The sequence below is a fragment of the Streptococcus mitis genome, from assembly GCF_001281025.1.
Classification (GTDB): Bacteria; Bacillota; Bacilli; order Lactobacillales; family Streptococcaceae; genus Streptococcus; species Streptococcus mitis_AK.
Genome location: NZ_CP012646.1, coordinates 1,386,296 through 1,412,667, shown reverse-complemented (window position 1 = coordinate 1,412,667; position 26,372 = coordinate 1,386,296). Strand labels below are relative to the sequence as shown.

The 26,372-nt window shown below is 39.8% G+C and carries 27 protein-coding genes; all 27 read left to right on the top strand.

The window, feature by feature from the left end; translation table 11 throughout:
• Positions 1-112 precede the first annotated feature (112 nt).
• A complete protein-coding gene (locus tag RN80_RS06895) occupies positions 113-910 on the top strand; it encodes a formate/nitrite transporter family protein (protein ID WP_060628426.1) in 798 nt (265 codons plus the stop codon).
• Between the two features lie 291 nt (positions 911-1,201).
• Positions 1,202-1,999 (top strand): formate/nitrite transporter family protein, encoded by a 798-nt coding sequence (locus tag RN80_RS06890; RefSeq protein WP_060628424.1) that lies wholly within the window; start codon positions 1,202-1,204, stop codon positions 1,997-1,999.
• A 146-nt stretch (positions 2,000-2,145) separates the two neighbouring features.
• Positions 2,146-3,426 carry an O-acetylhomoserine aminocarboxypropyltransferase/cysteine synthase family protein gene (locus tag RN80_RS06885; RefSeq protein WP_060628422.1) on the top strand — a complete coding sequence of 427 codons (1,281 nt, stop codon included), beginning with the start codon at positions 2,146-2,148 and terminating at the stop codon, positions 3,424-3,426.
• 95 nt (positions 3,427-3,521) lie between these two features.
• Positions 3,522-4,796 carry a DUF2130 domain-containing protein gene (locus RN80_RS06880; protein ID WP_001002655.1) on the top strand — a complete coding sequence of 425 codons (1,275 nt, stop codon included), beginning with the start codon at positions 3,522-3,524 and terminating at the stop codon, positions 4,794-4,796.
• Positions 4,797-4,965: 169 nt separating this feature from the next.
• The gene (locus RN80_RS06875) at positions 4,966-5,763 is read left to right on the top strand and encodes a hypothetical protein (protein WP_000886495.1); all 798 of its coding nucleotides are present in this window, start codon (positions 4,966-4,968) and stop codon (positions 5,761-5,763) included.
• Positions 5,764-5,772: 9 nt separating this feature from the next.
• The gene (locus RN80_RS06870) at positions 5,773-6,573 is read left to right on the top strand and encodes a hypothetical protein (protein ID WP_000780008.1); all 801 of its coding nucleotides are present in this window, start codon (positions 5,773-5,775) and stop codon (positions 6,571-6,573) included.
• A gap of 73 nt (positions 6,574-6,646) precedes the next feature.
• A complete protein-coding gene (gene truB, locus RN80_RS06865; RefSeq protein WP_060628420.1) occupies positions 6,647-7,525 on the top strand; it encodes a tRNA pseudouridine(55) synthase TruB in 879 nt (292 codons plus the stop codon).
• Positions 7,526-7,634: 109 nt separating this feature from the next.
• Positions 7,635-8,273 carry a uridine kinase gene (gene udk, locus RN80_RS06860; protein WP_001181377.1) on the top strand — a complete coding sequence of 213 codons (639 nt, stop codon included), beginning with the start codon at positions 7,635-7,637 and terminating at the stop codon, positions 8,271-8,273.
• A 126-nt stretch (positions 8,274-8,399) separates the two neighbouring features.
• Positions 8,400-9,740 carry an exodeoxyribonuclease VII large subunit gene (xseA, locus tag RN80_RS06855; protein WP_060628419.1) on the top strand — a complete coding sequence of 447 codons (1,341 nt, stop codon included), beginning with the start codon at positions 8,400-8,402 and terminating at the stop codon, positions 9,738-9,740.
• Positions 9,718-9,930 (top strand): exodeoxyribonuclease VII small subunit, encoded by a 213-nt coding sequence (locus RN80_RS06850; RefSeq protein WP_000043226.1) that lies wholly within the window; start codon positions 9,718-9,720, stop codon positions 9,928-9,930. The genes xseA and RN80_RS06850 overlap by 23 nt, the downstream gene beginning before the upstream one ends.
• Positions 9,927-10,802: a polyprenyl synthetase family protein gene (locus RN80_RS06845; RefSeq protein ID WP_060628418.1), complete on the top strand. Its 876-nt coding sequence runs from the start codon at positions 9,927-9,929 to the stop codon at positions 10,800-10,802. Before RN80_RS06850 ends, RN80_RS06845 begins: the two co-directional genes overlap by 4 nt.
• The gene (locus tag RN80_RS06840) at positions 10,795-11,610 is read left to right on the top strand and encodes a TlyA family RNA methyltransferase (RefSeq protein WP_060628417.1); all 816 of its coding nucleotides are present in this window, start codon (positions 10,795-10,797) and stop codon (positions 11,608-11,610) included. The genes RN80_RS06845 and RN80_RS06840 overlap by 8 nt, the downstream gene beginning before the upstream one ends.
• Positions 11,603-12,034 carry an arginine repressor gene (locus RN80_RS06835; protein WP_001034401.1) on the top strand — a complete coding sequence of 144 codons (432 nt, stop codon included), beginning with the start codon at positions 11,603-11,605 and terminating at the stop codon, positions 12,032-12,034. The genes RN80_RS06840 and RN80_RS06835 overlap by 8 nt, the downstream gene beginning before the upstream one ends.
• Positions 12,035-12,040: 6 nt before the next feature.
• Positions 12,041-13,708 (top strand): DNA repair protein RecN, encoded by a 1,668-nt coding sequence (gene recN, locus RN80_RS06830; RefSeq protein WP_060628415.1) that lies wholly within the window; start codon positions 12,041-12,043, stop codon positions 13,706-13,708.
• 1 nt (position 13,709) lies between these two features.
• Complete coding sequence (locus RN80_RS06825) at positions 13,710-14,438, top strand: metallophosphoesterase family protein (RefSeq protein WP_060628413.1); 729 nt, start codon at positions 13,710-13,712, stop codon at positions 14,436-14,438.
• Between the two features lie 78 nt (positions 14,439-14,516).
• Complete coding sequence (gene lepA, locus RN80_RS06820; protein ID WP_001047207.1) at positions 14,517-16,340, top strand: translation elongation factor 4; 1,824 nt, start codon at positions 14,517-14,519, stop codon at positions 16,338-16,340.
• A 261-nt stretch (positions 16,341-16,601) separates the two neighbouring features.
• Positions 16,602-17,078: a PTS sugar transporter subunit IIA gene (locus tag RN80_RS06815; protein ID WP_000521973.1), complete on the top strand. Its 477-nt coding sequence runs from the start codon at positions 16,602-16,604 to the stop codon at positions 17,076-17,078.
• A gap of 38 nt (positions 17,079-17,116) precedes the next feature.
• Positions 17,117-17,422 carry a PTS sugar transporter subunit IIB gene (locus RN80_RS06810; RefSeq protein WP_000590547.1) on the top strand — a complete coding sequence of 102 codons (306 nt, stop codon included), beginning with the start codon at positions 17,117-17,119 and terminating at the stop codon, positions 17,420-17,422.
• A 47-nt stretch (positions 17,423-17,469) separates the two neighbouring features.
• On the top strand, positions 17,470-18,945 hold the full coding sequence (locus tag RN80_RS06805; RefSeq protein ID WP_000338737.1) for a PTS galactitol transporter subunit IIC: 1,476 nt from the start codon (positions 17,470-17,472) through the stop codon (positions 18,943-18,945).
• 210 nt (positions 18,946-19,155) lie between these two features.
• Entirely contained in the window at positions 19,156-20,049 is an 894-nt protein-coding gene (locus tag RN80_RS09780; protein WP_080998520.1) for an aldose 1-epimerase family protein, read from the top strand.
• A 285-nt stretch (positions 20,050-20,334) separates the two neighbouring features.
• Positions 20,335-20,760 carry a galactose-6-phosphate isomerase subunit LacA gene (gene lacA / locus RN80_RS06795; protein WP_000029277.1) on the top strand — a complete coding sequence of 142 codons (426 nt, stop codon included), beginning with the start codon at positions 20,335-20,337 and terminating at the stop codon, positions 20,758-20,760.
• 30 nt (positions 20,761-20,790) lie between these two features.
• Positions 20,791-21,306 carry a galactose-6-phosphate isomerase subunit LacB gene (gene lacB, locus RN80_RS06790; RefSeq protein ID WP_001216913.1) on the top strand — a complete coding sequence of 172 codons (516 nt, stop codon included), beginning with the start codon at positions 20,791-20,793 and terminating at the stop codon, positions 21,304-21,306.
• 10 nt (positions 21,307-21,316) lie between these two features.
• Complete coding sequence (locus RN80_RS06785) at positions 21,317-22,246, top strand: tagatose-6-phosphate kinase (protein WP_060628411.1); 930 nt, start codon at positions 21,317-21,319, stop codon at positions 22,244-22,246.
• 1 nt (position 22,247) lies between these two features.
• Complete coding sequence (lacD, locus tag RN80_RS06780; RefSeq protein ID WP_001229114.1) at positions 22,248-23,228, top strand: tagatose-bisphosphate aldolase; 981 nt, start codon at positions 22,248-22,250, stop codon at positions 23,226-23,228.
• Positions 23,229-23,462: 234 nt separating this feature from the next.
• A complete protein-coding gene (locus RN80_RS06775; protein WP_045611529.1) occupies positions 23,463-24,299 on the top strand; it encodes a PRD domain-containing protein in 837 nt (278 codons plus the stop codon).
• Between the two features lie 35 nt (positions 24,300-24,334).
• Entirely contained in the window at positions 24,335-24,652 is a 318-nt protein-coding gene (locus RN80_RS06770) for a PTS lactose/cellobiose transporter subunit IIA (protein ID WP_001078331.1), read from the top strand.
• Complete coding sequence (locus tag RN80_RS06765; protein WP_060628410.1) at positions 24,652-26,343, top strand: lactose-specific PTS transporter subunit EIIC; 1,692 nt, start codon at positions 24,652-24,654, stop codon at positions 26,341-26,343. Before RN80_RS06770 ends, RN80_RS06765 begins: the two co-directional genes overlap by 1 nt.
• Positions 26,344-26,372 lie beyond the last annotated feature (29 nt).

Genomic DNA, 26,372 nt, shown 5'->3' with positions numbered 1-26,372 from the left:
TAAGCATGCTAAGTAATGATAAATCAATACAAATACTAGCATTTTTCAAAAACAATTACCTATTTTAATATTTTGTGTTATAATACTAAATATAAAAAAATAGGAGATGTTTATGAGTTCTTCAGAGTTTATTTCGAAGATTGATTATTATTGCCACAAGAAAGAAAGTCTTTTCAAGCAAAGTAAATTCAAGTATGCGATTCGTTCTATGTTTGCAGGTGCTTTTTTAACCTTCAGTACAGCTGCTGGTGCTATTGGTGCAGATTTACTTAATAGTATTGTTCCAAGTAGTGGGTATTTCCTTTTCCCATTTGTTTTTGCTTGGGGGCTGGTTTATATTGTTTTCCTAAATGCAGAATTGGTAACTTCCAATATGATGTATTTAACAGCAGGCGCATTTTTGAAAAAGATTGAGTGGAAAAAGGCAATGATTATTTTACTCTATTGTACTTTGTTTAATCTTATTGGTGCCTTGGTAGCTGGATGGGCCTTTGCCAACTCGTCAGCCTTTTCGCATTTGACCCATGATAGCTTCCTTCCTAAGCTTGTAGCCAAGAAATTGGCGCGACCAAGTGATTTAGTCCTGCTTGAGGGAATTCTTGCCAATGTATTTGTAAATATTGCCATTCTTTCATCTATACTAGTGAAAGATGGTGCTGCCAAACTATGGATCATTTTATCAGCTATTTCCATGTTTGTCTTCTTGTCCAATGAGCATATCGCTGCCAATTTTGCTTCCTTTAGTATTATGAAATTCAGCATGATTGCTGATCAAGTACCTCACTTTGATCTTCCAAATATCCTTCGACATTGGGGTGTAACCTTTATTGCTAACTTTATAGGTGGAGGTCTTTTGATTGGTTTACCGTATGCCTTTCTAAATAAGAATGAAGATGCATATGTTGATTAAGAAGAGTTAGTGTATCAGTGAGAATCAGAATGATTCTCTCTTTTTCTTTTACAAAATAGGCTTGCAGAGAAAATCGTTTTTAAATTGTAACAAAAAAATATATTAAATAGAATAAAAGTTATTCCATGTAACCTCAATATTCTGATAACTAAAACTTATAAAAGCTTATTATTAAAACAATGTAAACGATTGCTAGATTTATAAATTTATTAAAAATGCAATTAGGAAAGGCTTTTCATTATATCGATTTTATGTTATAATTATCACAAATAAAAATTTTAGGAGTTTATTATGGTTTCTTCAGAATTTATCTCAAAGATTGAATTTGCTTGCAAGAAGAAAGAAAGTCTTTATAGTCAGAGCAAATTTAAGTATGCGATTCGTTCTATGTTCGCAGGTGCATTTTTAACCTTCAGTACAGCTGCTGGTGCAGTTGGGGCTGATTTGATTAATAAAATTGCACCAGGTAGTGGACGTTTCCTCTTCCCCTTTGTCTTCGCTTGGGGCTTGGCCTACATTGTTTTCTTGAATGCTGAGTTGGTAACATCAAACATGATGTTTTTAACTGCTGGTAGTTTCTTGAAAAAAATCTCTTGGAGAAAAACAGCTGAGATTTTACTTTACTGTACCTTATTCAACCTTATCGGAGCTTTAATAGCAGGTTGGGGCTTTGCCCACTCAGCAGCTTATGCACATCTGACTCACGATAGTTTCATCTCAGGGGTTGTTGAGATGAAGTTAGGCCGTTCAAATGAATTAATCTTGCTTGAGGCGATTTTGGCAAATATTTTCGTAAATATTGCGATTCTTTCATTTGTTTTGGTCAAAGATGGTGGTGCCAAACTTTGGCTTGTGTTGTCAGCGATTTACATGTTTGTATTCTTAACAAACGAGCACATTGCGGCGAACTTTGCTTCTTTCGCGATTGTAAAATTCAGTGTTGCTGCTGACTCAATTGCTAACTTCGGTATTGGAAATATGCTTCGTCACTGGGGTGTAACCTTCGTTGGAAACTTTATCGGAGGAGGCCTCTTGATGGGTCTTCCATATGCCTTCCTCAATAAAAATGAAGATACTTATGTAGATTAAGAAAATGAGCACGATTAATTCGTGCTTTTTTCGTTTTTAAATTGAGTAATAGCTATTTCTAATATCAAAATATAGAAAACTGATATTTGTAAACTATAACTTAAGGTGCTACAATATCCTTAATCAAACTATTTGGAGGTCGTTTTATGACTCGTGATTTTAAATTTGAAACTTTGCAACTGCATGCTGGTCAAGTTGTGGATCCAGCTACTAAGTCTCGTGCAGTGCCGATTTATCAAACAACATCCTTTGTTTTTGATGACACGCAGGAAGGTGCAGATCTTTTTGCCTTGAGAAAACCAGGGAACATTTATACTCGTATCACCAACCCTACAACAGCTGCCTTTGAAGAAAGAATTGCTGCCCTTGAAGGTGGTGTTGGAGCTCTTGCAACAGCATCAGGTATGTCCGCAGTGACTTATACGATTTTGGCACTTGCCCACGCTGGTGACCATGTAGTAGCAGCCTCAACTATTTACGGTGGAACCTTCAATCTCTTGAAGGAAACCCTTCCTCGTTATGGTATCACAACAACCTTTGTCGATGTTGATAATTTGGAGGAAGTAGAAGCAGCTATCAATGACAATACCAAGCTTGTCTTGATTGAAACCTTGGGCAACCCCTTGATTAACATTCCTGACTTGGAAAAATTGGCTGAGATTGCGCATAAACACCAGATTCCACTCGTTTCGGATAATACCTTTGCCACACCTTACTTGATTAATGTCTTTTCTCACGGTGTAGATATTGCCATTCACTCTGCGACTAAGTTTATCGGTGGCCATGGTACGACTATTGGTGGAGTGATCGTTGATAGTGGTCGTTTTGACTGGGCAGCTTCAGGAAAATTCCCTCAATTTGTTGAGGAAGACCCAAGCTATCACAACTTGAGCTATACTCGTGATGTAGGTGCAGCAGCCTTTATTATCGCTGTCCGTGTCCAATTGCTTCGTGATACAGGTGCAGCCTTGTCACCATTTAATGCCTTCCTCTTGCTTCAAGGACTTGAAACCCTTTCACTTCGTGTGGAACGTCATGTACAAAATGCTGAGAAAATTGTTGATTTCCTTGTCAACCATCCTAAGGTAGAAAAAGTCAACTATCCAAAACTTGCAGATAGTCCTTATCATGCCTTGGCTGAGAAATACTTGCCAAAAGGTGTCGGTTCAATCTTTACCTTTCATGTCAAAGGTGGGGAAGCAGAAGCCCGCAAGGTAATTGATCATTTAGAAATCTTCTCTGACCTTGCAAACGTGGCAGATGCTAAGTCTCTTGTTGTTCATCCAGCCACAACCACTCACGGTCAATTGTCAGAAAAAGATCTAGAAGCAGCAGGTGTCACACCAAACCAAATCCGCTTGTCTGTTGGACTTGAAAATGTAGATGATTTGATCGAAGATTTGCGCTTGGCCTTGGAAAAAATTTAAAGTAAAAAAAGATAAACAGTGGGTTTCGACTCACTGTTTTTGATTTTCCTTCAGGCATGATATAATGGTTACAGAAGTCTAGAAAGAGGAACGATATGAACGAAATCAAATGCCCCAACTGTGGGGAAGTCTTTACAGTAAATGAAAGTCAGTATGTTGAACTTTTGTCCCAAGTGAGAACAGCAGAGTTTGATAAGGAACTACACGATCGCATGAAGCAGGAACTGGCCTTGGCTGAGCAAAAGGCCATGAATGAGCAACAGTCTAAACTAGCTCAAAAAGACCAAGAAATTGCGCAATTACAGAGTCAAATCCAAAACTTTGATACAGAAAAAGAATTGGCCAAGAAAGAGGTTGAACAGACAAGCAATCAGGCCTTATTGGCTAAGGATAAGGAAGTACAGGCCTTGGAAAACCAATTGGCCACCTTGCGTTTGGAACATGAAAATCAACTGCAAAAGACCCTTTCTGACCTAGAAAAAGAACGAGATCAGGTTAAAAATCAGCTACTTTTGCAAGAAAAGGAAAATGAGTTATCTTTGGCTTCTGTTAAGCAAAACTACGAAGCCCAGCTCAAGGCAGCCAGTGAACAAGTCGAATTTTATAAGAATTTCAAAGCTCAACAATCTACAAAAGCTATCGGGGAAAGTTTGGAACACTATGCGGAGAGTGAGTTTAACAAGGTCCGCAGTTTTGCCTTTCCAAATGCTTACTTTGAGAAGGATAATAAGGTCTCTGCGCGTGGTTCCAAAGGCGACTTTATCTTCCGCGAGAGTGATGAAAATGGTGTTGAAATCATTTCCATCATGTTTGAGATGAAAAATGAAGCTGACGGAACAGAGAAGAAGCACAAGAATGCAGATTTTTACAAGGAATTGGACAAGGACCGTCGGGAGAAGAACTGTGAATATGCGGTTTTGGTGACTATGCTTGAGGCCGATAATGACTACTTTAACACGGGGATTGTTGACGTCAGCCACGAGTATGAAAAGATGTATGTGGTTCGTCCTCAATTCTTTATCCAGTTGATTGGACTCTTGCGTAATGCTGCTCTTAATTCCTTAAAATACAAGCAGGAGTTGGCCTTAGTTCGCGAGCAAAATATAGACATTACGCATTTTGAGGAAGATTTGGATGCCTTTAAACAGGCATTTGCTAAGAACTATAATTCAGCTTCTACCAACTTTGGTAAGGCAATCGATGAAATCGACAAGGCCATAAAACGGATGGAAGAGGTTAAAAAGTTCCTAACAACATCTGAAAACCAACTCCGTCTGGCTAATAATAAGCTGGAAGATGTCTCTGTCAAGAAATTGACACGTAAAAATCCAACCATGAAAGCGAAGTTTGAAGCACTGAAGGGGGAGTGAGATTATCTTAAAAACAGGAGTGTTATATGAAAAGAACTATAGAAATTATTAGAACATGGTCAGCTGATAAAATTGAATTAATTTTTCTTAAAAGCTGGAGCTACTTTGCTAGCTCATTTAGCTAGTTTGTTTATATAAATTAGTTTGTAATTTTTTATAGGAGTTTTTTATGTTAGATAATATTTCTAAGAATATCTCGAATTGGTCATCAGTTCGAATCTGCAGCATACTGGAGGTTTTTATTTTATTTTATCTACGTTGGATAATTATAGCAACAGCAATTAGTTTATTATTCGTAAAATCAACCGTCGTTACTACATTATTGCTCATATTTCTAACATTACTGACTATTATCGTTGTAATAACTCATTTTTTAGTAAATCACGTTGCAGAAGTTATTTTATACGAGCAAGTGAATTTTATAAAATATATTTCTCTTTTAACTGAAACTTATGAAAGGCGGCCTGATAATAAAACAGGGAATTTAAATGCCTTAAATCTGGGTTTAGCTAGGTGTGCTTTCTATCAAGGGAATTTTAGTGAGGCAATCCAATATGCTGAACGAATAAGAGTTAAAAGTTCTAAATTGAATTTGAAACGTATTTATGAACTAAACATCGTATTTATAGAATCATTATCATACCTTCATTTAAGGGAGACGGATGAAATTTCTAAACTTTTAGTTTCTTATGATTGGGAAAAAATTAAAAGAATTGATAAAAATAGAATGTTGGATTTAATTGAACCAGTATCAAAAATACTCAATGGAGAAGTTACAGGCTACTTCGACACCACCGAACCAGAAAATAAATTAGCTCGAATCATGTTCTCTTATTACGGAGCTCTCAATGCTCAGCTAAAAGGAGATGAGGCTCGTGCCCGAAGTTTGTTTGAAAGCATTGCCCATGAAAATCCAGAACTCTTTTATGTTCAGGAAGCGAAAAAATATTTAGAATCAGTGAAATGAGAGTAATATATGAAATTAGTAAAAAAAATAGTAAGTAGGGCGACAGAAAACACTCTTTTACAACTTGATAGGGTTATTCTAATTTGCTTATTTTTAGTCTTGGATATTTATGTGATGGCAGTATTTTTAATATTTCAAAGCAATTTGGAAATATTGGGACTCATATTATTAGTTATTGACTTTTTAGTTCTCGTCTTTGTATTTTATTTAAGATTTGTATCTAGAAAAGTTATTGTTCTAGTGTTACACGATTCTATTGATCTTAAGCTATATGAAGACATGTTAAGAGTTCAATCAGAAAAATCTATTAAGCCCTTTAGGGCAACATATCGTGAGAATTACCAAATTATCCAAGGTCGAGTGGCTTATTTAAAAGGAGATTTTCAAGCTGCCAAGGAAAATATGTCCAAATATGATTTGAAAAAAATTTGGAAGAGATTCAGAACCCCTGCGTTTTTAATATCAAGCTTTGAACTATTAACAGTTTCCATTCATCTCCAAGATGTGCAAGATATTGCTTTCTTTGAGGAACAATTGTCCAAGGCGCCAGATTTTAAAGGAGGCAAAGCTACACTTGTTGCTCAAGCCCAAGCCATAAAAGATATTGTGTTCAATAAAGAAGTGAACGACTACTTTAACATTACTGAGCCAGAAAGTAAGCTAGCTCGAATCATGTTTTCTTATTACGGCGCTCTCAATGCCCAATTAAAAGGAGATGAAGCTCGTGCCCGTAGTTTGTTTGAAAGTATCGTCCATGAAAATCCAGAGCTCTTTTATGTTCAGGAAGCTAGGAAGTATTTAGAAAAATAAGCTGATATAGTTTTAAAATCTGTCTAAGATAGAATATGTTGATGTAAAGTGAAAAGGGAATTAGAAAGCAAAAATGAACGGTATTATCAACTTAAAAAAAGAAGCGGGCATGACCTCGCATGATGCGGTTTTTAAACTGCGTAAGATTTTGGGAACCAAGAAGATTGGTCATGGTGGAACCTTGGATCCGGATGTGGTGGGTGTTTTGCCCATTGCGGTTGGCAAGGCAACACGCATGGTCGAGTTTATGCAGGATGAGGGCAAGGTCTATGAGGGGAAAATCACTCTGGGCTATTCCACGACGACAGAGGATGCTAGTGGGGAAGTGGTCGCAGAGACACCTGTTTTATCGCCCTTGGATGAAAAGCTTGTTGATGAAGCAATCGCCAGTCTGACTGGGCCTATTACCCAGATTCCACCTATGTATTCGGCTGTAAAGGTCAATGGTCGCAAGCTTTATGAGTATGCGCGTGCTGGCCAAGAAGTGGAGCGTCCAGAACGTCAGGTGACCATTTATCAATTTGAGCGGACAAGTCCGATTTCTTATGAGGGGAATCTAGCACGTTTTACTTTTCGTGTGAAATGCAGCAAGGGGACTTACATCCGTACCTTGTCTGTTGATTTGGGAGAAAAATTGGGTTATGCGGCCCATATGTCTCACTTAACACGTACTAGTGCAGCTGGTTTGCAACTAGAAGATGCTCTTACCTTGGAAGAAATTGCTGAAAAAGTGGAGGCTGGTCAATTGGACTTTCTTCATCCTCTAGAGATTGGGACAGGCGACCTTGTCAAAGTTTTCCTAACTCAAGAAGAGGCTGCAGAAGTGCGCTTTGGTCGTTTTATCGAACTCGAACAAACAGAACAAGAATTAGCTGCCTTTGAAGATGATAAATTACTATCTATTCTAGAAAAGCGAGACAATTTATACAAGCCAAGGAAGGTTTTTAGCTGATCTAACTGGGGTGTAGGGAGTGTTGTTTCCCCTAGACTATTCAAACCAGACTATAAATTTTGCAAAAATTATGATAGAATAGACGACGGATAAAAAAACGGAGGATAGCATGCAAAATAGACCAATCATTATCGGAGTGACAGGTGGTTCTGGTGGTGGTAAGACCAGTGTTTCAAGAGCCATTTTATCGCATTTTCCTGATGAAAAGATTTCCATGATTGAGCATGATTCATACTACAAGGATCAGTCTCATTTGACCTTTGAAGAGCGTGTCAAAACCAACTACGACCATCCTTTTGCCTTTGATACAGACTTGATGATCGAGCAGATTAAGGAATTGTTGGCAGGGCGTCCGGTGGACATTCCGACTTACGACTATACAGAGCATACACGAAGTAGCAAGACCTATCGTCAAGAACCTCAAGATGTCTTTATCGTTGAGGGGATTTTGGTCTTGGAGGATAAGCGCCTGCGCGATTTGATGGATATTAAGATTTTTGTGGATACAGATGATGATGTGCGCATTATTCGTCGGATCAAGCGTGATATGGAAGAGCGTGGCCGTAGCCTTGATAGCGTCATTGACCAGTACTTAGGTGTGGTTAAACCTATGTATCATCAGTTTATCGAACCAACCAAGCGTTATGCTGATATCGTCATTCCTGAAGGGGTCAGCAATACCGTGGCTATTGACCTGTTGACAACCAAGATTGAAAAGATTTTGGAAGAAGCTCGAAACAGCAAATAATCAGATGTGGAGGCTTTGCCTCCTTTTTTATTTTCCCCTCATAATGGTACATAAATGGAGATTTTTAGGCATATTTTTGGTATAATAATACCCATGAAAGAGCAAGAAAATGAATAGTAGGTGGAGATGGAAAAGTATTTATCGGTAACAACTTTGACCAAGTATCTGAAAATGAAATTCGATAAAGACCCTTACTTGGAACGGGTCTATTTAACTGGTCAAGTTTCCAATTTTCGTAAACGACCTACTCACCAATATTTCTCCCTAAAAGATGACCATGCAGTTATTCAAGCGACCATCTGGTCTGGAATTTATCAGAAATTAGGTTTCGACCTGGAAGAAGGGATGAAGATCAATGTGATTGGGCGTGTGCAGGTCTATGAGCCAAGTGGAAGCTACTCCATTATCATTGAAAAGGCAGAGCCTGATGGGGTTGGGGCGCTTGCGATTCAGTTTGAACAACTCAAGAAAAAATTGGCAGAAGAAGGCCTGTTTCAAGAGAGGTTCAAGCAACCTCTGCCCCAATTTTCTAAGAGAATTGGTGTAGTAACCAGTCGCAGTGGAGCCGTTATTCGAGATATTATCACGACCGTCAGCAGGCGCTTTCCAGGTGTCGATATTCTTCTCTATCCGACCAAGGTTCAAGGTGAAGGGGCTGCGGAGGAAATTGCTCGAAATATTGTGCGAGCTAATCAACGGGACGATTTGGACTTGCTGATTATTGGTCGTGGCGGAGGTTCCATAGAGGATCTCTGGGCTTTTAACGAGGAAATTGTGGTACGAGCTATTTTTGAGTCTCGTTTGCCAGTTATTTCTAGTGTGGGACATGAGACGGATGTGACCTTGGCAGATTTTGTTGCAGATCGACGAGCTGCAACACCAACGGCTGCAGCTGAACTGGCAACACCTGTGACCAAGTTGGATGTATTAGCTCATTTGCAAAATCAGGAAAAGCGGATGGCAACAGCAGTCCGAAATGTCCTATCGAAGAAACAAGAAGCTTTAAAAAAATGCAGTCAGTCTGTTATCTTTAGACAGCCAGAGCGCTTGTATGACGGTTATATGCAACGCTTGGATCAACTGCAACTGCGCTTAAAACAAAGTTTGCGAACACGGATTTCTGATAACAAACAAGTCGTCCAAGCAAGGACGCATCGACTGGTACAATTATCACCTGTTACTAAAATACAACGTTATCAAGATCGTCTTGGTCAGTTGGACAAGCTCCTCCGTAGTCAAATGGCTTTGGTTTATGATGCCAAGGTTGCTGAGGTGAAACGACTTTCGGAAGCCTTGCTGATGTTGGATACCAGTCGAATCGTGGCGCGTGGTTATGCTATTGTCAAAAAAGAAGAGTCCGTTGTGGATTCGGTTGAGAGTTTGAAGAAAAAAGATCAAGTAACGCTTTTGATGCGGGATGGTCAAGTAGAATTAGAGGTTAAAGATGTCAAAACAAAAGAAATTTGAGGAAAATCTAGCAGAACTGGAGACCATTGTCCAAAGTTTGGAAAATGGTGAAATTGCTCTGGAAGATGCGATTGCTGCCTTTCAAAAGGGCATGGTTTTGTCAAAAGAGCTCCAAGCGACGCTGGACAAGGCTGAAAAGACCTTGGTCAAGGTTATGCAAGAAGACGGAACAGAAAGTGATTTTGAATGAAAAAGCAAGAAAAATTAGCTCTTGTCGAGTCGGCCTTGGAAGATTTTTATGGAGACCAGCAGTTTGCCTCTAGTTTGCGAGAGTCTGTTCTCTATTCCATTCATGCTGGCGGCAAGCGTATTCGACCTTTTCTCTTGTTAGAAGTTCTGGAAGCCTTGCAGGTCGCTATTAAACCTGCTCATGCGCAGGTGGCTGCGGCCTTGGAAATGATTCATACAGGTAGTTTGATTCACGATGATCTTCCAGCTATGGATGATGATGATTACCGTCGAGGGCGGTTAACCAATCACAAGAAATTTGGAGAAGCAATGGCCATTTTGGCAGGAGATGCTTTGTTCCTAGATCCTTATGCCTTGATAGCGCAGGCAGATTTGCCAAGTCAGATCAAGGTAGACTTGATAGCCAACCTATCTCTTGCATCAGGAAGTCTGGGCATGGTAGCAGGACAGGTTTTGGATATGGAGGGCGAACACCAGCACTTGTCTTTGGAAGAACTCCAGACCATTCATGCTAATAAGACTGGGAAACTACTAGCCTATCCCTTTCAAGCGGCTGCTATTATAGCCGAATTGGCACCTGAGATGCAGGTGAAGCTGAAAACTGTTGGTGAATTGATTGGGCTTGCTTTTCAAGTTCGAGATGATGTACTGGATGTGACCGCTAGTTTTGAAGAAATTGGCAAGACACCACAAAAGGACATACAGGCAGAAAAGTCAACCTATCCAGCCTTGTTGGGCTTGGAAGAGGCTATTGACTTTTGCAATCAAACTTTGGATCAAGCTAATGCCAAATTAGAAGAAATTGCCCAGCAGGTTCCCTTTGAAATAGAATCGATTGTAAGTGTAGTAGAAAGTTTGAGGATCAATGGCTAAGGAAAGAGTGGATGTACTAGCTTATAAACAGGGCTTGTTTGAAACGAGAGAGCAGGCCAAGCGTGGTGTAATGGCTGGCTTAGTCGTAGCAGTCCTTAATGGAGAACGGTTTGACAAGCCAGGAGAGAAAATCCCAGACGACACCGAGCTAAAACTCAAGGGGGAGAAACTCAAGTATGTCAGCCGTGGTGGCTTGAAACTGGAAAAGGCCTTGCAGGTCTTTGATTTGTCAGTGGATGGGGCGACCACGATTGATATCGGGGCTTCTACTGGTGGCTTTACCGATGTCATGCTGCAAAATGGTGCTGAGTTAGTCTTTGCAGTTGATGTTGGTACCAATCAATTGGCTTGGAAACTACGCCAAGACCCAAGAGTTGTCAGCATGGAGCAGTTCAATTTCCGCTATGCTGAAAAGACTGATTTCGAAAAGGAACCGAGCTTTGCCAGTATTGATGTGAGTTTTATTTCTCTCAGTTTGATCCTTCCGGCCTTGCACCGTGTCTTGGCAGATCAAGGTCAGGTTGTGGCTTTGGTTAAGCCTCAGTTTGAGGCAGGACGTGAGCAGATTGGAAAAAATGGAATTATTAGCGATGCCAAGGTTCATCAGAATGTCCTTGAATCTATCACAACCATGGCAGTAGAGGAAGGCTTTTCAGTCCTTGGATTGGACTTTTCTCCCATCCAAGGCGGTCATGGAAATATTGAGTTTTTAGCATATTTGAAAAAAGATGAGTCAGCAAGCAATCAGGTTCTTGCTGAAATTGAAGAAGTAGTAGAGAGGGCGCATAGTCAATTTAAAAATGAATAAAAAAGAGAGACTTGAAAAAATTAGACGATTTGTGACAGATTATCAAATCGGTACACAAGAAGAAATCGTAGAACATTTGAAAGAGGCAGGCATTACTGCCACTCAGGCAACGGTATCCCGAGATATCAAAGAACTGGGGATTGTCAAAATTCCTTTGAGAGACAATACCTATGTCTATGAATTGCCAAAATCAATCGTAAAAAGTTTGCAACTGGCTGAAGACAATATTGAGTCAGCTGAATTGATGGATAAGATGATCAATCTCCAGGTTATCCCAGGAAATACAGCATTTGTAAAAGCTCAGTTAACCGAGACTTTTGCGGATAAGATTTTTAGCTGTTTAGCTGATGATAGCTCGATTTTAGTCATTGCCAGAAGTGAAAGTCTAGCTGAGGAAATCTTTGAACAAGTAAAAAATTGGTAGGTCTATATGTTACTTGAAATTTCGATAAAAAACTTTGCCATTATTGAGGCTATTTCCCTCAATTTTGAAAAGGGGATGACTGTCCTGACTGGTGAAACGGGTGCAGGGAAGTCGATTATCATTGATGCCATGAATATGATGTTGGGAGCTCGTGCGACGACAGATGTTATTCGTCATGGGGCACCAAAGGCAGAGATTGAGGGGCTTTTCTCAGTTGAGAATAGTCGTCTTTTACAGGAAATTTTTGATGAGCAAGGTTTGGAATTGGGGGATGAGATTATCATCCGTCGAGAAATCTTGCAAAATGGTCGGAGTATTAGTCGTGTTAATGGCCAGATGGTCAATCTGTCTGTTTTGCGTGCTATTGGACAACATCTGGTAGATATACATGGCCAGCATGATCAAGAGGAGTTAATGCGTCCTCAACTTCATATCCAGATGTTGGATGAATTTGGCGATGCAGCTTTTTGGGACTTGAAAGAAACCTATCAAACGAGTTTTGATGCTTATCGAAAAATGCGTAAGCAGGTTCTGGAAGTTAAGAAAAACCAACAGGAACACAAGGCACGTATTGAAATGTTGGAATTTCAAATGGCAGAGATTGAGGCAGCAAACTTGCAGGCTGGAGAAGATTTGGCTCTCAATCAAGAGCGTGATAAACTGCTCAACCATAAAAATATTGCGGATACACTGACCAATGCCTACAGCATGTTGGACAATGAAGATTTTTCAAGTCTGGCCAATGTTCGTTCGGCCATGAATGACATGGAGAGTGTCGAAGAGTACGACCCTGAATATCGTGAAATTTCAAGCTCACTGTCTGAGACCTACTATGTCTTAGAAGACATTAGCAAACGTTTGGAAGCTATTATAGAGGACCTTGATTTTGACGGCAATCGTCTTATGCAGGTTGAGAATCGTTTGGACCTCCTTCACACTATTACACGTAAGTATGGTGGGACTGTAGACGATGTCTTGCTTTATTTTGCTAAAATTACGGAAGAATACAATCTCTTGACAGGCAATAACCTTTCGTCTGAGGACATGGAAGCAGAGCTCAAGAAATTGAAAGTCAATCTTGTTGATTTGGCAGGTCAACTTGCATCTGCTCGTCATGACTTGGCTCAGAAATTAGAATCTGAGATTAAACAAGAACTGCAAGACCTCTATATGGAAAAAGCTCGGTTTCAGGTTCGTTTTAGCAAGGGAAAATTCAGTCGTGAGGGAAATGAAACGGTCGAATTTTACATTTCAACCAACCCTGGCGAAGATTTTAAACCCTTGGTCAAGGTTGCTTCTGGAGGGGAATTATCTCGTCTCATGCTAGCTATTAAATCTGCCTTTTCTCGCAAAGAGGGCAAGACAAGTATTGTCTTTGATGAAGTGGATACAGGAGTTTCAGGCCGTGTAGCTCAGGCTATTGCACAGAAGATTCACAAGATTGGCCAACATGGTCAGGTTCTGGCTATTTCCCATTTACCACAAGTGATTGCGATTGCGGATTATCAATTCTTTATTGAGAAGATTAGCAATGACCATTCAACAGTTTCGACTGTTCGTCTCTTGACGGTTGAAGAGCGAGTGGAAGAAGTTGCTAAGATGTTGGCAGGTGATGATGTGACAGAAGCAGCCCTGACGCAAGCCAGAGAATTGTTGAGAAACAGGGAGAAATAAGATGACGGACTATTATGTAATTGGAGATGTTCACGGAAAAGCTGGGATGCTGGAAGACCTTCTCAAAACATGGGATGGTCAGACCCAGTTGCTCTTTCTAGGGGACTTGATTGACCGTGGTGAAGATAGTCGCCGTGTCCTAGAGATGGTTAAGGACTTGGTCGATAATCAAGGGGCTGTCTGTTTGTCAGGAAACCACGAGTATATGTTTCTGACTTGGCTTGATGACCCAGAAGAAAGCTATGATCATTATCGTCGCAATGGTGGTGATACAACCATTAACTCTATCCTAGGTCGTCCCTTGGATGCGCCAGTTGATGGGGTAGAAGATGCCAAGCGTGTTGCTACTGAAGCGGCAGACTTGGTCGAATTTATTCGTCAAATGCCATTTGTGGTAGAGACAGACAAGTATATCTTTGTTCACGCAGGTATTGATTTGACCTTGGATGACTGGCATGAAACCACAGATTATAAAAAAGTCTGGCTTAGAAAACCATTCCACGAAGCAGAAAATCATACTGGAAAAATCATTGTCTTTGGCCATACACCGGTCTATAGTTTGCTGAAGCAAGAGCGTGGTACTGCTGAGCTTTGGACTACAGAAGATGGCAAGATTGGGATGGACGGAGGAGCTGTCTATGGTGGTGTCCTTCACGGGATTGTCTTTACAGACCAAGGAATGACAGAACAACACTTTATCGAAAATGACGGCTTTGTCGCTGAAGATTAGTACTCCTAACAGGGTATGGTCTTGTCAAAATGTCAAAAACAATTTATAATAAATAGATACCCTGAAAGGAAGAGAATCATGAACTTAGAAGAATTGAAAAAACGACAGGAGAAGATCCGTAACTTCTCTATTATCGCCCATATTGACCACGGAAAGTCGACTCTAGCAGACCGCATTTTGGAAAAGACAGAGACCGTTTCAAGCCGTGAAATGCAGGCCCAGCTTTTGGATAGCATGGATCTAGAACGGGAACGTGGGATTACCATTAAGTTGAATGCCATCGAACTGAATTACACTGCAAAAGATGGAGAAACTTATATTTTTCACTTGATTGACACGCCGGGGCACGTTGACTTCACTTATGAAGTTTCACGTTCGCTAGCTGCTTGTGAGGGTGCTATTTTGGTGGTCGATGCCGCTCAAGGTATTGAGGCTCAAACCCTTGCCAACGTTTATCTAGCCTTGGACAATGATTTGGAAATCATGCCAGTCATTAATAAAATTGACCTACCAGCTGCAGATCCAGAGCGCGTGCGTACAGAGATTGAAGATGTGATTGGTTTGGATGCCAGTGAAGCAGTTTTGGCTTCTGCCAAGGCTGGTATCGGTATCGAAGAAATCCTCGAGCAAATCGTAGAAAAAGTACCGGCACCAACGGGTGATGTGACGGCACCACTTAAGGCCTTGATTTTCGACTCGGTTTACGATGCTTACCGTGGGGTTATTCTTCAAGTACGTGTCATGGATGGGGTGGTCAAACCTGGCGATAAGATTCAGCTTATGAGCAATGGCAAGACCTTTGATGTTACGGAAGTGGGTATTTTCACACCAAAAGCAGTTGGTCGTGATTTCCTTGCGACTGGTGACGTTGGTTATATTGCAGCTTCTATTAAGACGGTTCAGGATACGCGTGTGGGTGATACCGTTACCTTGGCAACCAATCCTGCGGCAGAGCCATTACATGGTTACAAACAGATGAATCCTATGGTTTTTGCAGGTCTCTACCCAATTGAGTCAAACAAGTATAATGACCTACGTGAAGCCCTTGAAAAATTGCAACTCAATGATGCCAGTTTGCAGTTTGAACCAGAAACATCTCAGGCACTTGGATTTGGTTTCCGTTGTGGTTTCCTTGGACTTCTCCATATGGATGTTATCCAAGAACGTTTGGAACGTGAGTTTAACATCGATCTCATCATGACAGCTCCGTCTGTTATCTATAAGGTTAATTTGACTGACGGTGAGTCTATGGATGTGTCCAACCCGTCTGAATTCCCAGATCCAACTAAGATTGCGACCATTGAGGAGCCATATGTTAAGGCGCAAATCATGGTACCACAGGAGTTTGTCGGAGCAGTCATGGAATTAGCTCAGCGTAAGCGTGGTGACTTTGTGACGATGGACTATATTGATGATAACCGTGTCAATGTTATCTATCAAATTCCACTGGCTGAAATCGTCTTTGACTTCTTTGATAAGCTTAAGTCTTCAACTCGCGGTTATGCAAGCTTTGACTATGAATTGTCAGAGTACCGCCCATCTAAGCTAGTGAAAATGGATATCCTTCTCAATGGAGACAAGGTGGATGCCCTCAGCTTTATTGTTCACAAGGACTTTGCCTACGAACGTGGGAAACTCATCGTTGATAAGCTCAAGAAAATTATCCCTCGCCAACAATTTGAGGTTCCAATTCAAGCAGCTATTGGACACAAGATTGTCGCTCGTACTGATATCAAGGCCCTTCGTAAGAATGTACTTGCTAAGTGTTACGGTGGTGACGTTTCTCGTAAACGCAAACTCCTTGAAAAACAAAAAGCAGGTAAGAAGCGCATGAAAGCTATCGGATCAGTAGAAGTTCCACAAGAAGCCTTTCTCAGCGTCTTGAGTATGGATGAAGAATAAGTTATCAGAAATGCCTTTCCTTGTTCATAGGAAATTTATATAATAATAAATAGTAAAGCAGGCTTAGATGGTCTGCTTTTTTAGTTTCTAGAACAGAAAAAATGTTTGAAATGTTTGTTTATATGTTTGTTTTTATATAACAAGCTATAAAAACAACAAAAATATAAAAAAAGAGACAAAAAACAACAGAAAAATATTGACAACGATTTCATATAGTGTTATACTTATAGCATAAAGTTAATGGAAAGAAGGGAAAACCTTATGGGATTAGATCATTTCTTTGACAAAAACCTTGTGTTTTGCTTAGAAGCGGATAATCAAGAACATCTCTTTGATCAGGTTGCAACTTTATTGGAAGAACGAGAAATCGTAACTCCAACTTATCGTGAAGCCTTGATTACGCGTGAAAAGTCATTTCCAACTGGCTTAGATATGGAATTTTTGGGTAAGGATTTGCCGAATGTGGCTATTCCTCACACAGATATTGTTCATAATCTAGCTGAAAAAGTTGTGGTTGTTCGATTAGAGAAACCGGTGACTTTCCACAATATGATTGCACCAGATAAGGAAGTAGAGGTATCCTTGCTCTTCTTTATCATTAATAACTCAAGTTCAAGTCAAACGAACATTCTTGCTCAGTTGATGGACTTCTTTACTGGAAATGGTCATCTTGAAGACCTATCAAAAATTTCTGATCCTGAAGCCCTCTATGCTTATATCGCTGAAGAAACTGCATAATCTTGTCTATTAAAAATATTAAATCGGAGGAAATCCATATGATTAAAATTCTTGCTGCCTGCGGTGCAGGTGTTAACTCAAGCCACCAAATTAAAAGTGCTCTTGAAGAAGAACTTTCAAACCGCGGTTTCGATGTTCACTGTGATGCGGTAATGGTCAAAGACGTTAACGAAGACCTTATCAAAGGTTATGACATCTTCACACCCATTGCTGCTACAGACCTTGGTTTTGATCCAGGTATTCCAGTTATCGAAGCTGGACCAATCTTATTCCGTATCCCAGCAATGAGCGCTCCAGTATTTGATAATATTGAAGCAGCTATCAAAGAACACGGATTAAGCTAATTTTAATTTGTTAACATTCATATAACATAAAAAAGGGAGGAACTGTTATGGATGCAATCTTTGGCCTAATCAAAGAATTTTTCACACCTATCTTAGATATGGGTGGACCTGTCATCATGTTAATCATTTTGACAGTATTGGCTTTACTTTTTGGAGTGAAATTCTCCAAAGCGCTTGAAGGTGGTATCAAACTTGCCATCGCTCTTACTGGTATCGGAGCTATCATCGGTATGCTAAATGGTGCTTTCTCAGCATCACTTGCAAAATTCGTTGAAAACACTGGTATTCAATTGAGTATCACTGACGTTGGTTGGGCACCACTTGCAACAATCACTTGGGGATCTGCTTGGACACTATACTTCTTGCTTATCATGTTGATTGTCAACGTAGTAATGCTTGCTATGAAGAAAACTGATACACTTGACGTCGATATCTTCGATATCTGGCACTTGTCTATCACAGGTCTTTTGATTAAATGGTATGCAGACAACAACGGTGTGAGCCAAGGGGTTTCACTCTTGATTGCTACAGCAGCTATCGTACTTGTTGGTGTGTTGAAAATTATCAACTCTGACTTGATGAAACCTACATTTGATGACCTTCTTAACGCACCAAGTTCATCACCAATGACATCAACTCACATGAACTACATGATGAACCCAGTTATCATGGTTTTGGATAAGATTTTTGAAAAATTCTTCCCAGGTCTTGATAAATATGACTTTGATGCTGCTAAATTGAACAAAAAAATCGGTTTCTGGGGATCTAAATTCTTTATCGGTTTCATTCTTGGTATTGTTATCGGTATTATGGGAACTCCACATCCAATTGCAGGTGTTGCCGATGCAGATAAATGGCGTCTTGTTATCAGAGGATGGTTGTCTCTTGGTTTGACTGCCGGTGTATCTTTGGAACTCTTCTCACTTATCGGTTCATGGTTCATCGCAGCCGTAGAACCACTATCACAAGGTATTACAAACGTTGCTACTAAACGTCTTCAAGGACGTAAATTCAACATCGGTCTTGACTGGCCATTCATCGCTGGTCGTGCTGAAATCTGGGCTTGTGCTAACGTACTTGCACCAATCATGTTGATTGAAGCTGTGCTTCTTTCAAAAGTCGGAAATGGTATCTTGCCACTTGCAGGTATCATCGCTATGGGTGTTACTCCAGCTCTCTTGGTTGTAACTCGTGGTAAATTGCTCCGTATGATTATCTTCGGAACACTCTTGTTGCCACTCTTCCTTCTTTCAGGTACACTTATTGCACCATTTGCAACAGAACTTGCTAAAGGTGTAGGTGCCTTCCCAGCAGGTGTGAGCGAAACTCAATTGATCACTCACTCAACTCTTGAAGGACCAATCGAAAAACTTCTTGGTTGGACAATTGGTAACACTACAACAGGTGATATCAAAGCAATCCTTGGTGCTGTAGTCTTCCTTGTATTCTATATCGGTATCTTTGCTTGGTACAGAAAACAAATGATCAAACGTAACGAAGAGTACGCAGCAAAAGCAAAATAATGCGCTCCTATAAAATGTAAGCTCAATGAAAATCAAAGAGCAAACTAGGAAGCTATCCGCAGGCTGTACTAAAGTACGGCAAGGCGACGCTGACGAAGTTTGAATTGAATTTTCGCAGAGTGTAAATTGTTGAAACTAGGTTGTCAATTTCCTAATTGGGAGTGACAGCCTAGCTTTTTCTTAAGTATAAAATCTCGGAGGTAAATAACAGTGATTGAATTAAAATCAGAACAATTAAGTGTTCAATTTAACAGTTTTGGTGGGACTCTTTCTTCTATAAAAGATGCTGAGGGACTTGAGTATTTGTGGCAAGGAGATGGTACTTATTGGAGTGGACAAGCTCCTGTTCTCTTTCCAATTTGTGGTTCATTGAGAGAGGATACAGCACTTTATATAGATGATAATGGAGAAGAAAGTAAAGGAAACATTCCTCGTCATGGTCTGGTCCGTAAGAAAGAATTTGAATTAGTTGAACAGACAGATAATAGTGTAACTTTTGCAATTGAAGACGATGAGAATAGCTATCAGAACTACCCTTATCATTTCCGCCTAGAAATCACTTATATTCTTACTGGCAAGACAGTACGGACTCAATACAAAATATTTAATAAAGAAACTAGCAAGGTCCTGCCTTACTTTATTGGTGGCCATCCAGGATTTAATTGTCCTCTACTGGATGATGAAGTTTATGAAGATTACTATTTAGAGTTTGAGAAAGAAGAGACTTGCTCTGTTCCACGTCCTTTCCCAGAAACGGGGATGCTTGATTTTCAAGATAGAAGTCCATGGCTAGAGGATCAAAAGGAATTAGATCTTAATTATGATCTTTTCAGCACAGATGCAGTCACCTTAGATGAATTGCAATCTAGAACAATTGCCCTTCGTTCTCGTAAACATGATAAGGGATTGAAAGTTCGTTTTGCAGAGTTTCCAAATCTCATCATCTGGTCAACTTTGAATAAAGGTCCTTTCATTGCTTTTGAACCATGGTCTGGCTTGTCAACATCTCTTGAAGAAGGAGATCGTCTAGAAGATAAGAAGAATGTTCGTCTCCTAGAACCTGATCAAGTGGATCAAATTGGTTTTGATATCGAAATTTTTTAGTTAAAAAACACAAAAACAAACACTAACTGTTGACTTTTTCCGGAAATAGGAGTATATTATGTTTGTAAGCAACAAATGATGTTTGTAACAAACAAATAATCACTTGTTATATTCTCTTTCGTGGAGAAAGATTATTTCTAGGGAACTGGTTTCCTAAACTTGAATAAGGTGTCATTCATCTCGTTCAATTCAATTTGTCAATAAACTGCTAGAAAGCTTTTTGTAGGTAAACTGCTAACTGTAAAAGGTTTTACTAGCCTAGAAAAATAAAAAGGAGTATACAATATGTCTATTGTTATCGGTGCAGATGCTGCAGGTTTGAGATTGAAAGAAGTTGTGAAAGACTTCTTGGAAAAAGAAAACTTCCACGTTGTGGATGTTACAGCTGAAGGTCAAGACTTTGTTGATGTGACTCTTGCTGTTGCTGCAGAAGTAAACAAAGAAGAACAAAACCTTGGTATCGTGATTGATGCTTATGGAGCTGGTCCATTTATGGTTGCAACTAAGATCAAAGGAATGGTTGCTGCAGAAGTATCTGACGAACGTTCAGCTTATATGACTCGTGGCCACAACAACTCACGTATGATCACTATGGGTGCACAACTTGTTGGTGATGAATTGGCTAAAAACATCGCTAAAGGATTTGTTAACGGTAAATACGATGGTGGACGTCACCAAATTCGTGTCGACATGTTGAACAAAATGTGCTAATTAGATTACAGTAAGAAAGGTAAGTTAAAAATGAGAATTGCAATTGGATGTGACCACATCGTAACAGATGAAAAAATGGCGGTTTCAGAATTTTTGAAATCAAAAGGATATGAAGTCATTGACTTTGGTACATATGACCATACACGTACTCACTACCCAATCTTTGGTAAAAAAGTAGGGGAAGCTGTAACTAGCGGTCAAGCTGATCTTGGGGTATGTATCTGTGGTACTGGTGTTGGTATCAACAACGCTGTCAATAAAGTTCCAGGTGTTCGTTCTGCCTTGGTTCGTGATATGACAACAGCTCTTTATGCTAAAGAACAATTGAACGCCAACGTTATCGGTTTTGGTGGTAAGATTACTGGTGAATTGCTCATGTGCGATATCATCGAAGCTTTCATCCATGCTGAATACAAACCATCTGAAGAAAACAAGAAATTGATTGCGAAAATTGAACACGTTGAAAGTCACAATGCTCAACAAACAGACGCAAACTTCTTCACTGAATTCCTTGAAAAATGGGATCGCGGAGAATACCACGACTAAGAGGTGACCTATGATTTTAACAGTCACAATGAACCCATCCATTGACATTTCCTATCCCTTGGATGAGTTGAAGATTGATACTGTCAATCGTGTGGTGGATGTAACCAAAACGGCTGGTGGTAAGGGACTCAATGTTACCCGAGTACTTTCAGAATTTGGGGATTCTGTTCTTGCTACTGGTTTAGTGGGTGGCAAACTTGGTGAGTTTTTGGTTGAAAATATCGATGATCAAGTAAAGAAAGATTTCTTCTCAATTCAGGGAGAAACTCGGAACTGTATCGCTATTCTCCACGGAGACAACCAAACAGAAGTTCTTGAAAAAGGTCCTGAAGTATTGGAACAGGAAGGTCAAGACTTTTTGGAACATTTCAAAAAACTCTTGGGCTCAGTTGAAGTAGTAGCTATCTCAGGTAGTCTGCCAGCTGGCCTTCCAGTTGCTTACTATGCGAGCTTGGTAGAACTTGCTAATCAAGCTGGTAAGCCTGTAGTCTTGGACTGCTCTGGTGCAGCGCTTCAGGCGGTTCTTGAATCACCACATAAACCAACAGTCATCAAACCAAATAATGAGGAATTGTCTCAACTTCTAGGAAGAGAAGTTTCTGAGGATTTGCATGAATTAAAAGAAGTCCTTCAAGAACCTTTGTTTGCAGGTATTGAATGGATTATCGTTTCACTTGGTGCCAACGGTGCCTTTGCCAAACATGGTGACACTTTCTACAAGGTAGATATTCCTAGAATTCAGGTAGTCAATCCTGTCGGATCTGGAGACTCTACTGTGGCAGGAATTTCTTCAGGGCTTCTTCACAAAGAATCGGATGCAGAATTACTCATCAAGGCAAATGTCCTTGGTATGCTCAATGCTCAAGAAAAAATGACTGGTCATGTCAACATGGCCAACTATCAAGCTCTATATGATCAATTAATAGTAAAAGAGGTATAAAATGGCTTTAACAGAACAAAAACGTGCACGCTTAGAAAAACTTTCTGATGAAAATGGTATCATCTCAGCTCTTGCATTTGACCAACGTGGTGCTTTGAAACGCCTCATGGCTCAACACCAAACAGAAGAACCAACAGTGGCTCAAATGGAAGAACTGAAAGTCTTGGTAGCAGATGAATTGACAAAATACGCTTCATCTATGCTTCTTGACCCTGAGTATGGACTTCCAGCAACTAAAGCTCTTGATGAAAAAGCTGGTCTTCTCCTTGCTTATGAAAAAACAGGTTATGATACAACAAGTACAAAACGTTTGCCAGACTGCTTGGATGTTTGGTCTGCAAAACGTATTAAAGAGGAAGGTGCAGATGCAGTTAAATTCTTGCTTTACTATGATGTAGATAGCTCAGATGAACTTAACCAAGAAAAACAAGCTTATATCGAACGCATCGGTTCTGAGTGTGTGGCTGAAGATATCCCATTCTTCCTTGAAATCCTTGCTTACGATGAAAAAATTGCTGACGCTGGTTCTGTAGAATATGCGAAAGTAAAACCACACAAAGTTATCGGTGCTATGAAAGTCTTCTCAGACCCACGCTTTAACATTGATGTCTTGAAAGTAGAAGTTCCTGTTAACATTAAATATGTTGAAGGTTTCGCTGAAGGTGAAGTAGTTTATACACGTGAAGAAGCAGCAGCCTTCTTCAAAGCTCAAGATGAAGCAACTAACTTGCCTTACATCTACTTGAGTGCAGGTGTATCAGCTAAACTTTTCCAAGATACTCTTGTATTTGCTCATGAATCAGGTGCAAACTTTAACGGAGTTCTTTGTGGCCGTGCTACATGGGCTGGATCAGTTGAAGCTTACATCAAAGATGGTGAAGCAGCAGCTCGCGAATGGCTTCGTACAACTGGTTTTGAAAACATTGACGAACTCAATAAAGTTCTTCAAACAACAGCGACTTCATGGAAAGAACGCGTGTAAGCAAGTCCTCCTAGGTTAGGAACATGAATCTAAAAAAATTTTAAAAAAAGTTTTATGTAAAGGTTTACAAAACAACTTACTTGTGCTATACTTAAATCACAAGTTAATACAAGGTGAGTGTTACTAAGTAATATTAGGCATGATCACAGGTGAATTAGAAATCGGCTGATTTTCTAGTTCATTTGTGGTCATTTTTTGTACTCATATACCTTTAAGATATAAAAGGAGGTTGACATGTATCGAATTCTAAATCCAATGAATCACAATGTCTCGCTTGTCAGAAACGATAAAGGAGAAGAAGTGATTGTGATTGGTAAGGGGATTGCATTTGGAAAGAAGAAAGGGGATTTGATTGCTGAACAGCAGGTTGAGAAAATCTTTCGGATGAAGACCGAAGAGTCCAGAGAAAACTTTATGGCTCTCCTCAAAGATGTTCCGCTTGATTTTATCACAGTGACCTATGAAATCATTGATAAGCTATCAAAGAAATATCATTATCCGATTCAAGAGTATCTCTACGTAACATTGACAGATCATATTTACTGTTCTTACCAAGCTCTAGCACAAGGAAGGTACAAGGATAGTAATCTGCCAGATATTTCCACTAAGTATCCTGTCGCTTTTCAAATCGCAAATGAAGCATTTGAAATTTACCGTCAGAAGCTAGCAGATCATTTTCCTGAGGACGAAATTATTCGGATTGCTTATCATTTCATTAATGCCGAAGGTGAAAATGAAGTGGAACTTGTGGAGTCGATTGATAAGAGGAAAGAAATTCTCAGGAATGTTGAAGAAGTTTTAACGGACTATGCAATTCAACGAACTAAAGAGAATAACCATTTCTATGATCGTTTTATGATTCATTTGAATTATTTCTTGGATTATTTAGACAGATCTAGAGATGATAACCAATCACTTCTGGATATGGAAGATCATATTAAACAATCCTATCCAAAAGCGTTCGAGATTGGTTCCAAGATCTATGATGTGATTACGCAACATACGGGTCTTGATTTGTATAAAAGTGAACGAGTTTATCTAGTTCTACATATCCAACGTTTATTGTCATAAAAATTTATTTAAAACTATATAAGGAGAAATCTATCATGAATAGAGAAGAAGTAACATTGTTAGGTTTTGAAATCGTAGCCTATGCTGGCGACGCTCGTTCAAAACTATTGGAAGCCTTGAAGGCTGCTGAAGCTGGTGATTTTGAAAAAGCGGACGCTCTGGTAGAGGAAGCTGGTAGCTGTATTGCAGAGGCTCACCACGCGCAAACAAGTCTATTGACTAAGGAAGCTTCTGGTGAGGACTTAGCGTATAGTGTGACCATGATGCACGGTCAAGATCACTTGATGACAACTATTTTGTTAAAAGATTTGATGCACCATTTAATTGAACTGTACAAGAGAGGAGTTAAATAATGAATAAACTAATTGCATTTATTGAGAAAGGAAAACCTTTCTTTGAGAAATTATCTCGTAATATCTATCTTCGTGCTATTCGTGATGGTTTCATTGCAGGTATGCCTGTTATTCTCTTCTCAAGTATTTTTATCTTGATTGCCTTTGTACCAAACTCATGGGGCTTTAAATGGTCTGATGAAGTTGTAGCCTTTCTTATGAAACCTTACAGCTATTCAATGGGTATTTTAGCTCTCTTGGTAGCTGGTACAACAGCCAAGTCATTGACCGACTCAGTAAACCGTAGCATGGAGAAAACCAATCAAATCAACTATATGTCAACATTGTTGGCAGCAATTGTTGGTTTGTTGATGTTGGCAGCTGATCCTATCGAAAATGGTCTAGCTACTGGATTCTTAGGGACAAAAGGTTTGCTTTCAGCCTTCCTTGCTGCCTTTGTTACCGTAGCAATCTATAAGGTTTGTGTTAAGAACAACGTCACTATTCGCATGCCTGACGAAGTTCCACCAAATATTTCACAAGTTTTTAAAGATGTGATTCCATTCACTCTATCTGTTGTTTCTCTTTATGCTCTTGACTTATTAGCACGTCATTTTGTTGGTGCAAGTGTGGCTGAATCAATCGGTAAATTCTTTGCACCATTATTCTCTGCAGCTGATGGCTATCTTGGTATTACCATTATCTTTGGTGCTTTTGCCTTCTTCTGGTTTGTTGGGATTCATGGTCCATCTATTGTTGAACCTGCTATCGCAGCAATTACCTATGCCAATGCCGAAGTCAACTTGAACCTTCTTCAACAAGGGATGCACGCTGACAAGATTCTTACTTCTGGTACACAAATGTTTATCGTTACCATGGGTGGTACTGGTGCGACACTGGTTGTTCCATTCATGTTCATGTGGTTAACAAAATCAAAACGTAACCGTGCAATCGGACGTGCTTCAGTAGTTCCAACTTTCTTTGGTGTAAATGAACCAATCTTGTTTGGTGCACCGCTTGTATTGAACCCAATCTTTTTCATTCCATTTATCTTTGCTCCAATCGCAAACGTATGGATCTTTAAATTCTTTATTGAAACTCTTGGAATGAACTCATTTACTGCTAATCTACCATGGACAACTCCAGCTCCACTAGGTCTAGTTCTTGGTACTAACTTCCAAGTTCTATCATTCATTCTTGCTGCTCTTCTAATCGTGGTTGACGTAGTCATTTACTACCCATTCCTTAAAGTATATGATGAACAAATTCTTGAAGAAGAGCGTTCAGGTAAGTCTAATGATGAATTGAAAGAAAAAGTTGCTGCAAACTTCAACACTGCAAAAGCAGATGCTATTCTTGAGAAAGCGGGTGTAGAAGCAGCACAAAATACCATCACTGAAGAAACAAATGTCCTCGTTCTCTGTGCAGGTGGAGGTACAAGTGGTCTCCTTGCAAATGCTTTGAACAAGGCAGCAGCAGAGTACAATGTTCCTGTGAAAGCAGCAGCAGGTGGTTATGGTGCTCACCGTGAAATGTTGCCAGAGTTTGATTTGGTTATTCTTGCTCCTCAAGTAGCTTCTAACTTTGAAGATATGAAAGCAGAAACTGATAAACTTGATATTAAACTTGCGAAAACAGAAGGCGCTCAATACATCAAATTAACCCGTGATGGAAAAGGTGCTCTTGCATTCGTACAAGCTCAATTCGATTAACGATAGGGACTGTGAAACAGTCTCCTATC

Excerpts from the sequence above, each read along its gene's own strand:
- RN80_RS06895 (WP_060628426.1), top strand. The coding sequence starts at position 113 with ATGAGTTCTTCAGAGTTTATTTCGAAGATTGATTATTATTGCCACAAG.
- RN80_RS06890 (WP_060628424.1), top strand. The coding sequence starts at position 1,202 with ATGGTTTCTTCAGAATTTATCTCAAAGATTGAATTTGCTTGCAAGAAG.
- RN80_RS06885 (WP_060628422.1), top strand. The coding sequence starts at position 2,146 with ATGACTCGTGATTTTAAATTTGAAACTTTGCAACTGCATGCTGGTCAA.
- RN80_RS06880 (WP_001002655.1), top strand. The coding sequence starts at position 3,522 with ATGAACGAAATCAAATGCCCCAACTGTGGGGAAGTCTTTACAGTAAAT.
- RN80_RS06875 (WP_000886495.1), top strand. The coding sequence starts at position 4,966 with ATGTTAGATAATATTTCTAAGAATATCTCGAATTGGTCATCAGTTCGA.
- RN80_RS06870 (WP_000780008.1), top strand. The coding sequence starts at position 5,773 with ATGAAATTAGTAAAAAAAATAGTAAGTAGGGCGACAGAAAACACTCTT.
- truB (WP_060628420.1), top strand. The coding sequence starts at position 6,647 with ATGAACGGTATTATCAACTTAAAAAAAGAAGCGGGCATGACCTCGCAT.
- udk (WP_001181377.1), top strand. The coding sequence starts at position 7,635 with ATGCAAAATAGACCAATCATTATCGGAGTGACAGGTGGTTCTGGTGGT.
- xseA (WP_060628419.1), top strand. The coding sequence starts at position 8,400 with ATGGAAAAGTATTTATCGGTAACAACTTTGACCAAGTATCTGAAAATG.
- RN80_RS06850 (WP_000043226.1), top strand. The coding sequence starts at position 9,718 with ATGTCAAAACAAAAGAAATTTGAGGAAAATCTAGCAGAACTGGAGACC.
- RN80_RS06845 (WP_060628418.1), top strand. The coding sequence starts at position 9,927 with ATGAAAAAGCAAGAAAAATTAGCTCTTGTCGAGTCGGCCTTGGAAGAT.
- RN80_RS06840 (WP_060628417.1), top strand. The coding sequence starts at position 10,795 with ATGGCTAAGGAAAGAGTGGATGTACTAGCTTATAAACAGGGCTTGTTT.
- RN80_RS06835 (WP_001034401.1), top strand. The coding sequence starts at position 11,603 with ATGAATAAAAAAGAGAGACTTGAAAAAATTAGACGATTTGTGACAGAT.
- recN (WP_060628415.1), top strand. The coding sequence starts at position 12,041 with ATGTTACTTGAAATTTCGATAAAAAACTTTGCCATTATTGAGGCTATT.
- RN80_RS06825 (WP_060628413.1), top strand. The coding sequence starts at position 13,710 with ATGACGGACTATTATGTAATTGGAGATGTTCACGGAAAAGCTGGGATG.
- lepA (WP_001047207.1), top strand. The coding sequence starts at position 14,517 with ATGAACTTAGAAGAATTGAAAAAACGACAGGAGAAGATCCGTAACTTC.
- RN80_RS06815 (WP_000521973.1), top strand. The coding sequence starts at position 16,602 with ATGGGATTAGATCATTTCTTTGACAAAAACCTTGTGTTTTGCTTAGAA.
- RN80_RS06810 (WP_000590547.1), top strand. The coding sequence starts at position 17,117 with ATGATTAAAATTCTTGCTGCCTGCGGTGCAGGTGTTAACTCAAGCCAC.
- RN80_RS06805 (WP_000338737.1), top strand. The coding sequence starts at position 17,470 with ATGGATGCAATCTTTGGCCTAATCAAAGAATTTTTCACACCTATCTTA.
- lacA (WP_000029277.1), top strand. The coding sequence starts at position 20,335 with ATGTCTATTGTTATCGGTGCAGATGCTGCAGGTTTGAGATTGAAAGAA.
- lacB (WP_001216913.1), top strand. The coding sequence starts at position 20,791 with ATGAGAATTGCAATTGGATGTGACCACATCGTAACAGATGAAAAAATG.
- RN80_RS06785 (WP_060628411.1), top strand. The coding sequence starts at position 21,317 with ATGATTTTAACAGTCACAATGAACCCATCCATTGACATTTCCTATCCC.
- lacD (WP_001229114.1), top strand. The coding sequence starts at position 22,248 with ATGGCTTTAACAGAACAAAAACGTGCACGCTTAGAAAAACTTTCTGAT.
- RN80_RS06775 (WP_045611529.1), top strand. The coding sequence starts at position 23,463 with ATGTATCGAATTCTAAATCCAATGAATCACAATGTCTCGCTTGTCAGA.
- RN80_RS06770 (WP_001078331.1), top strand. The coding sequence starts at position 24,335 with ATGAATAGAGAAGAAGTAACATTGTTAGGTTTTGAAATCGTAGCCTAT.
- RN80_RS06765 (WP_060628410.1), top strand. The coding sequence starts at position 24,652 with ATGAATAAACTAATTGCATTTATTGAGAAAGGAAAACCTTTCTTTGAG.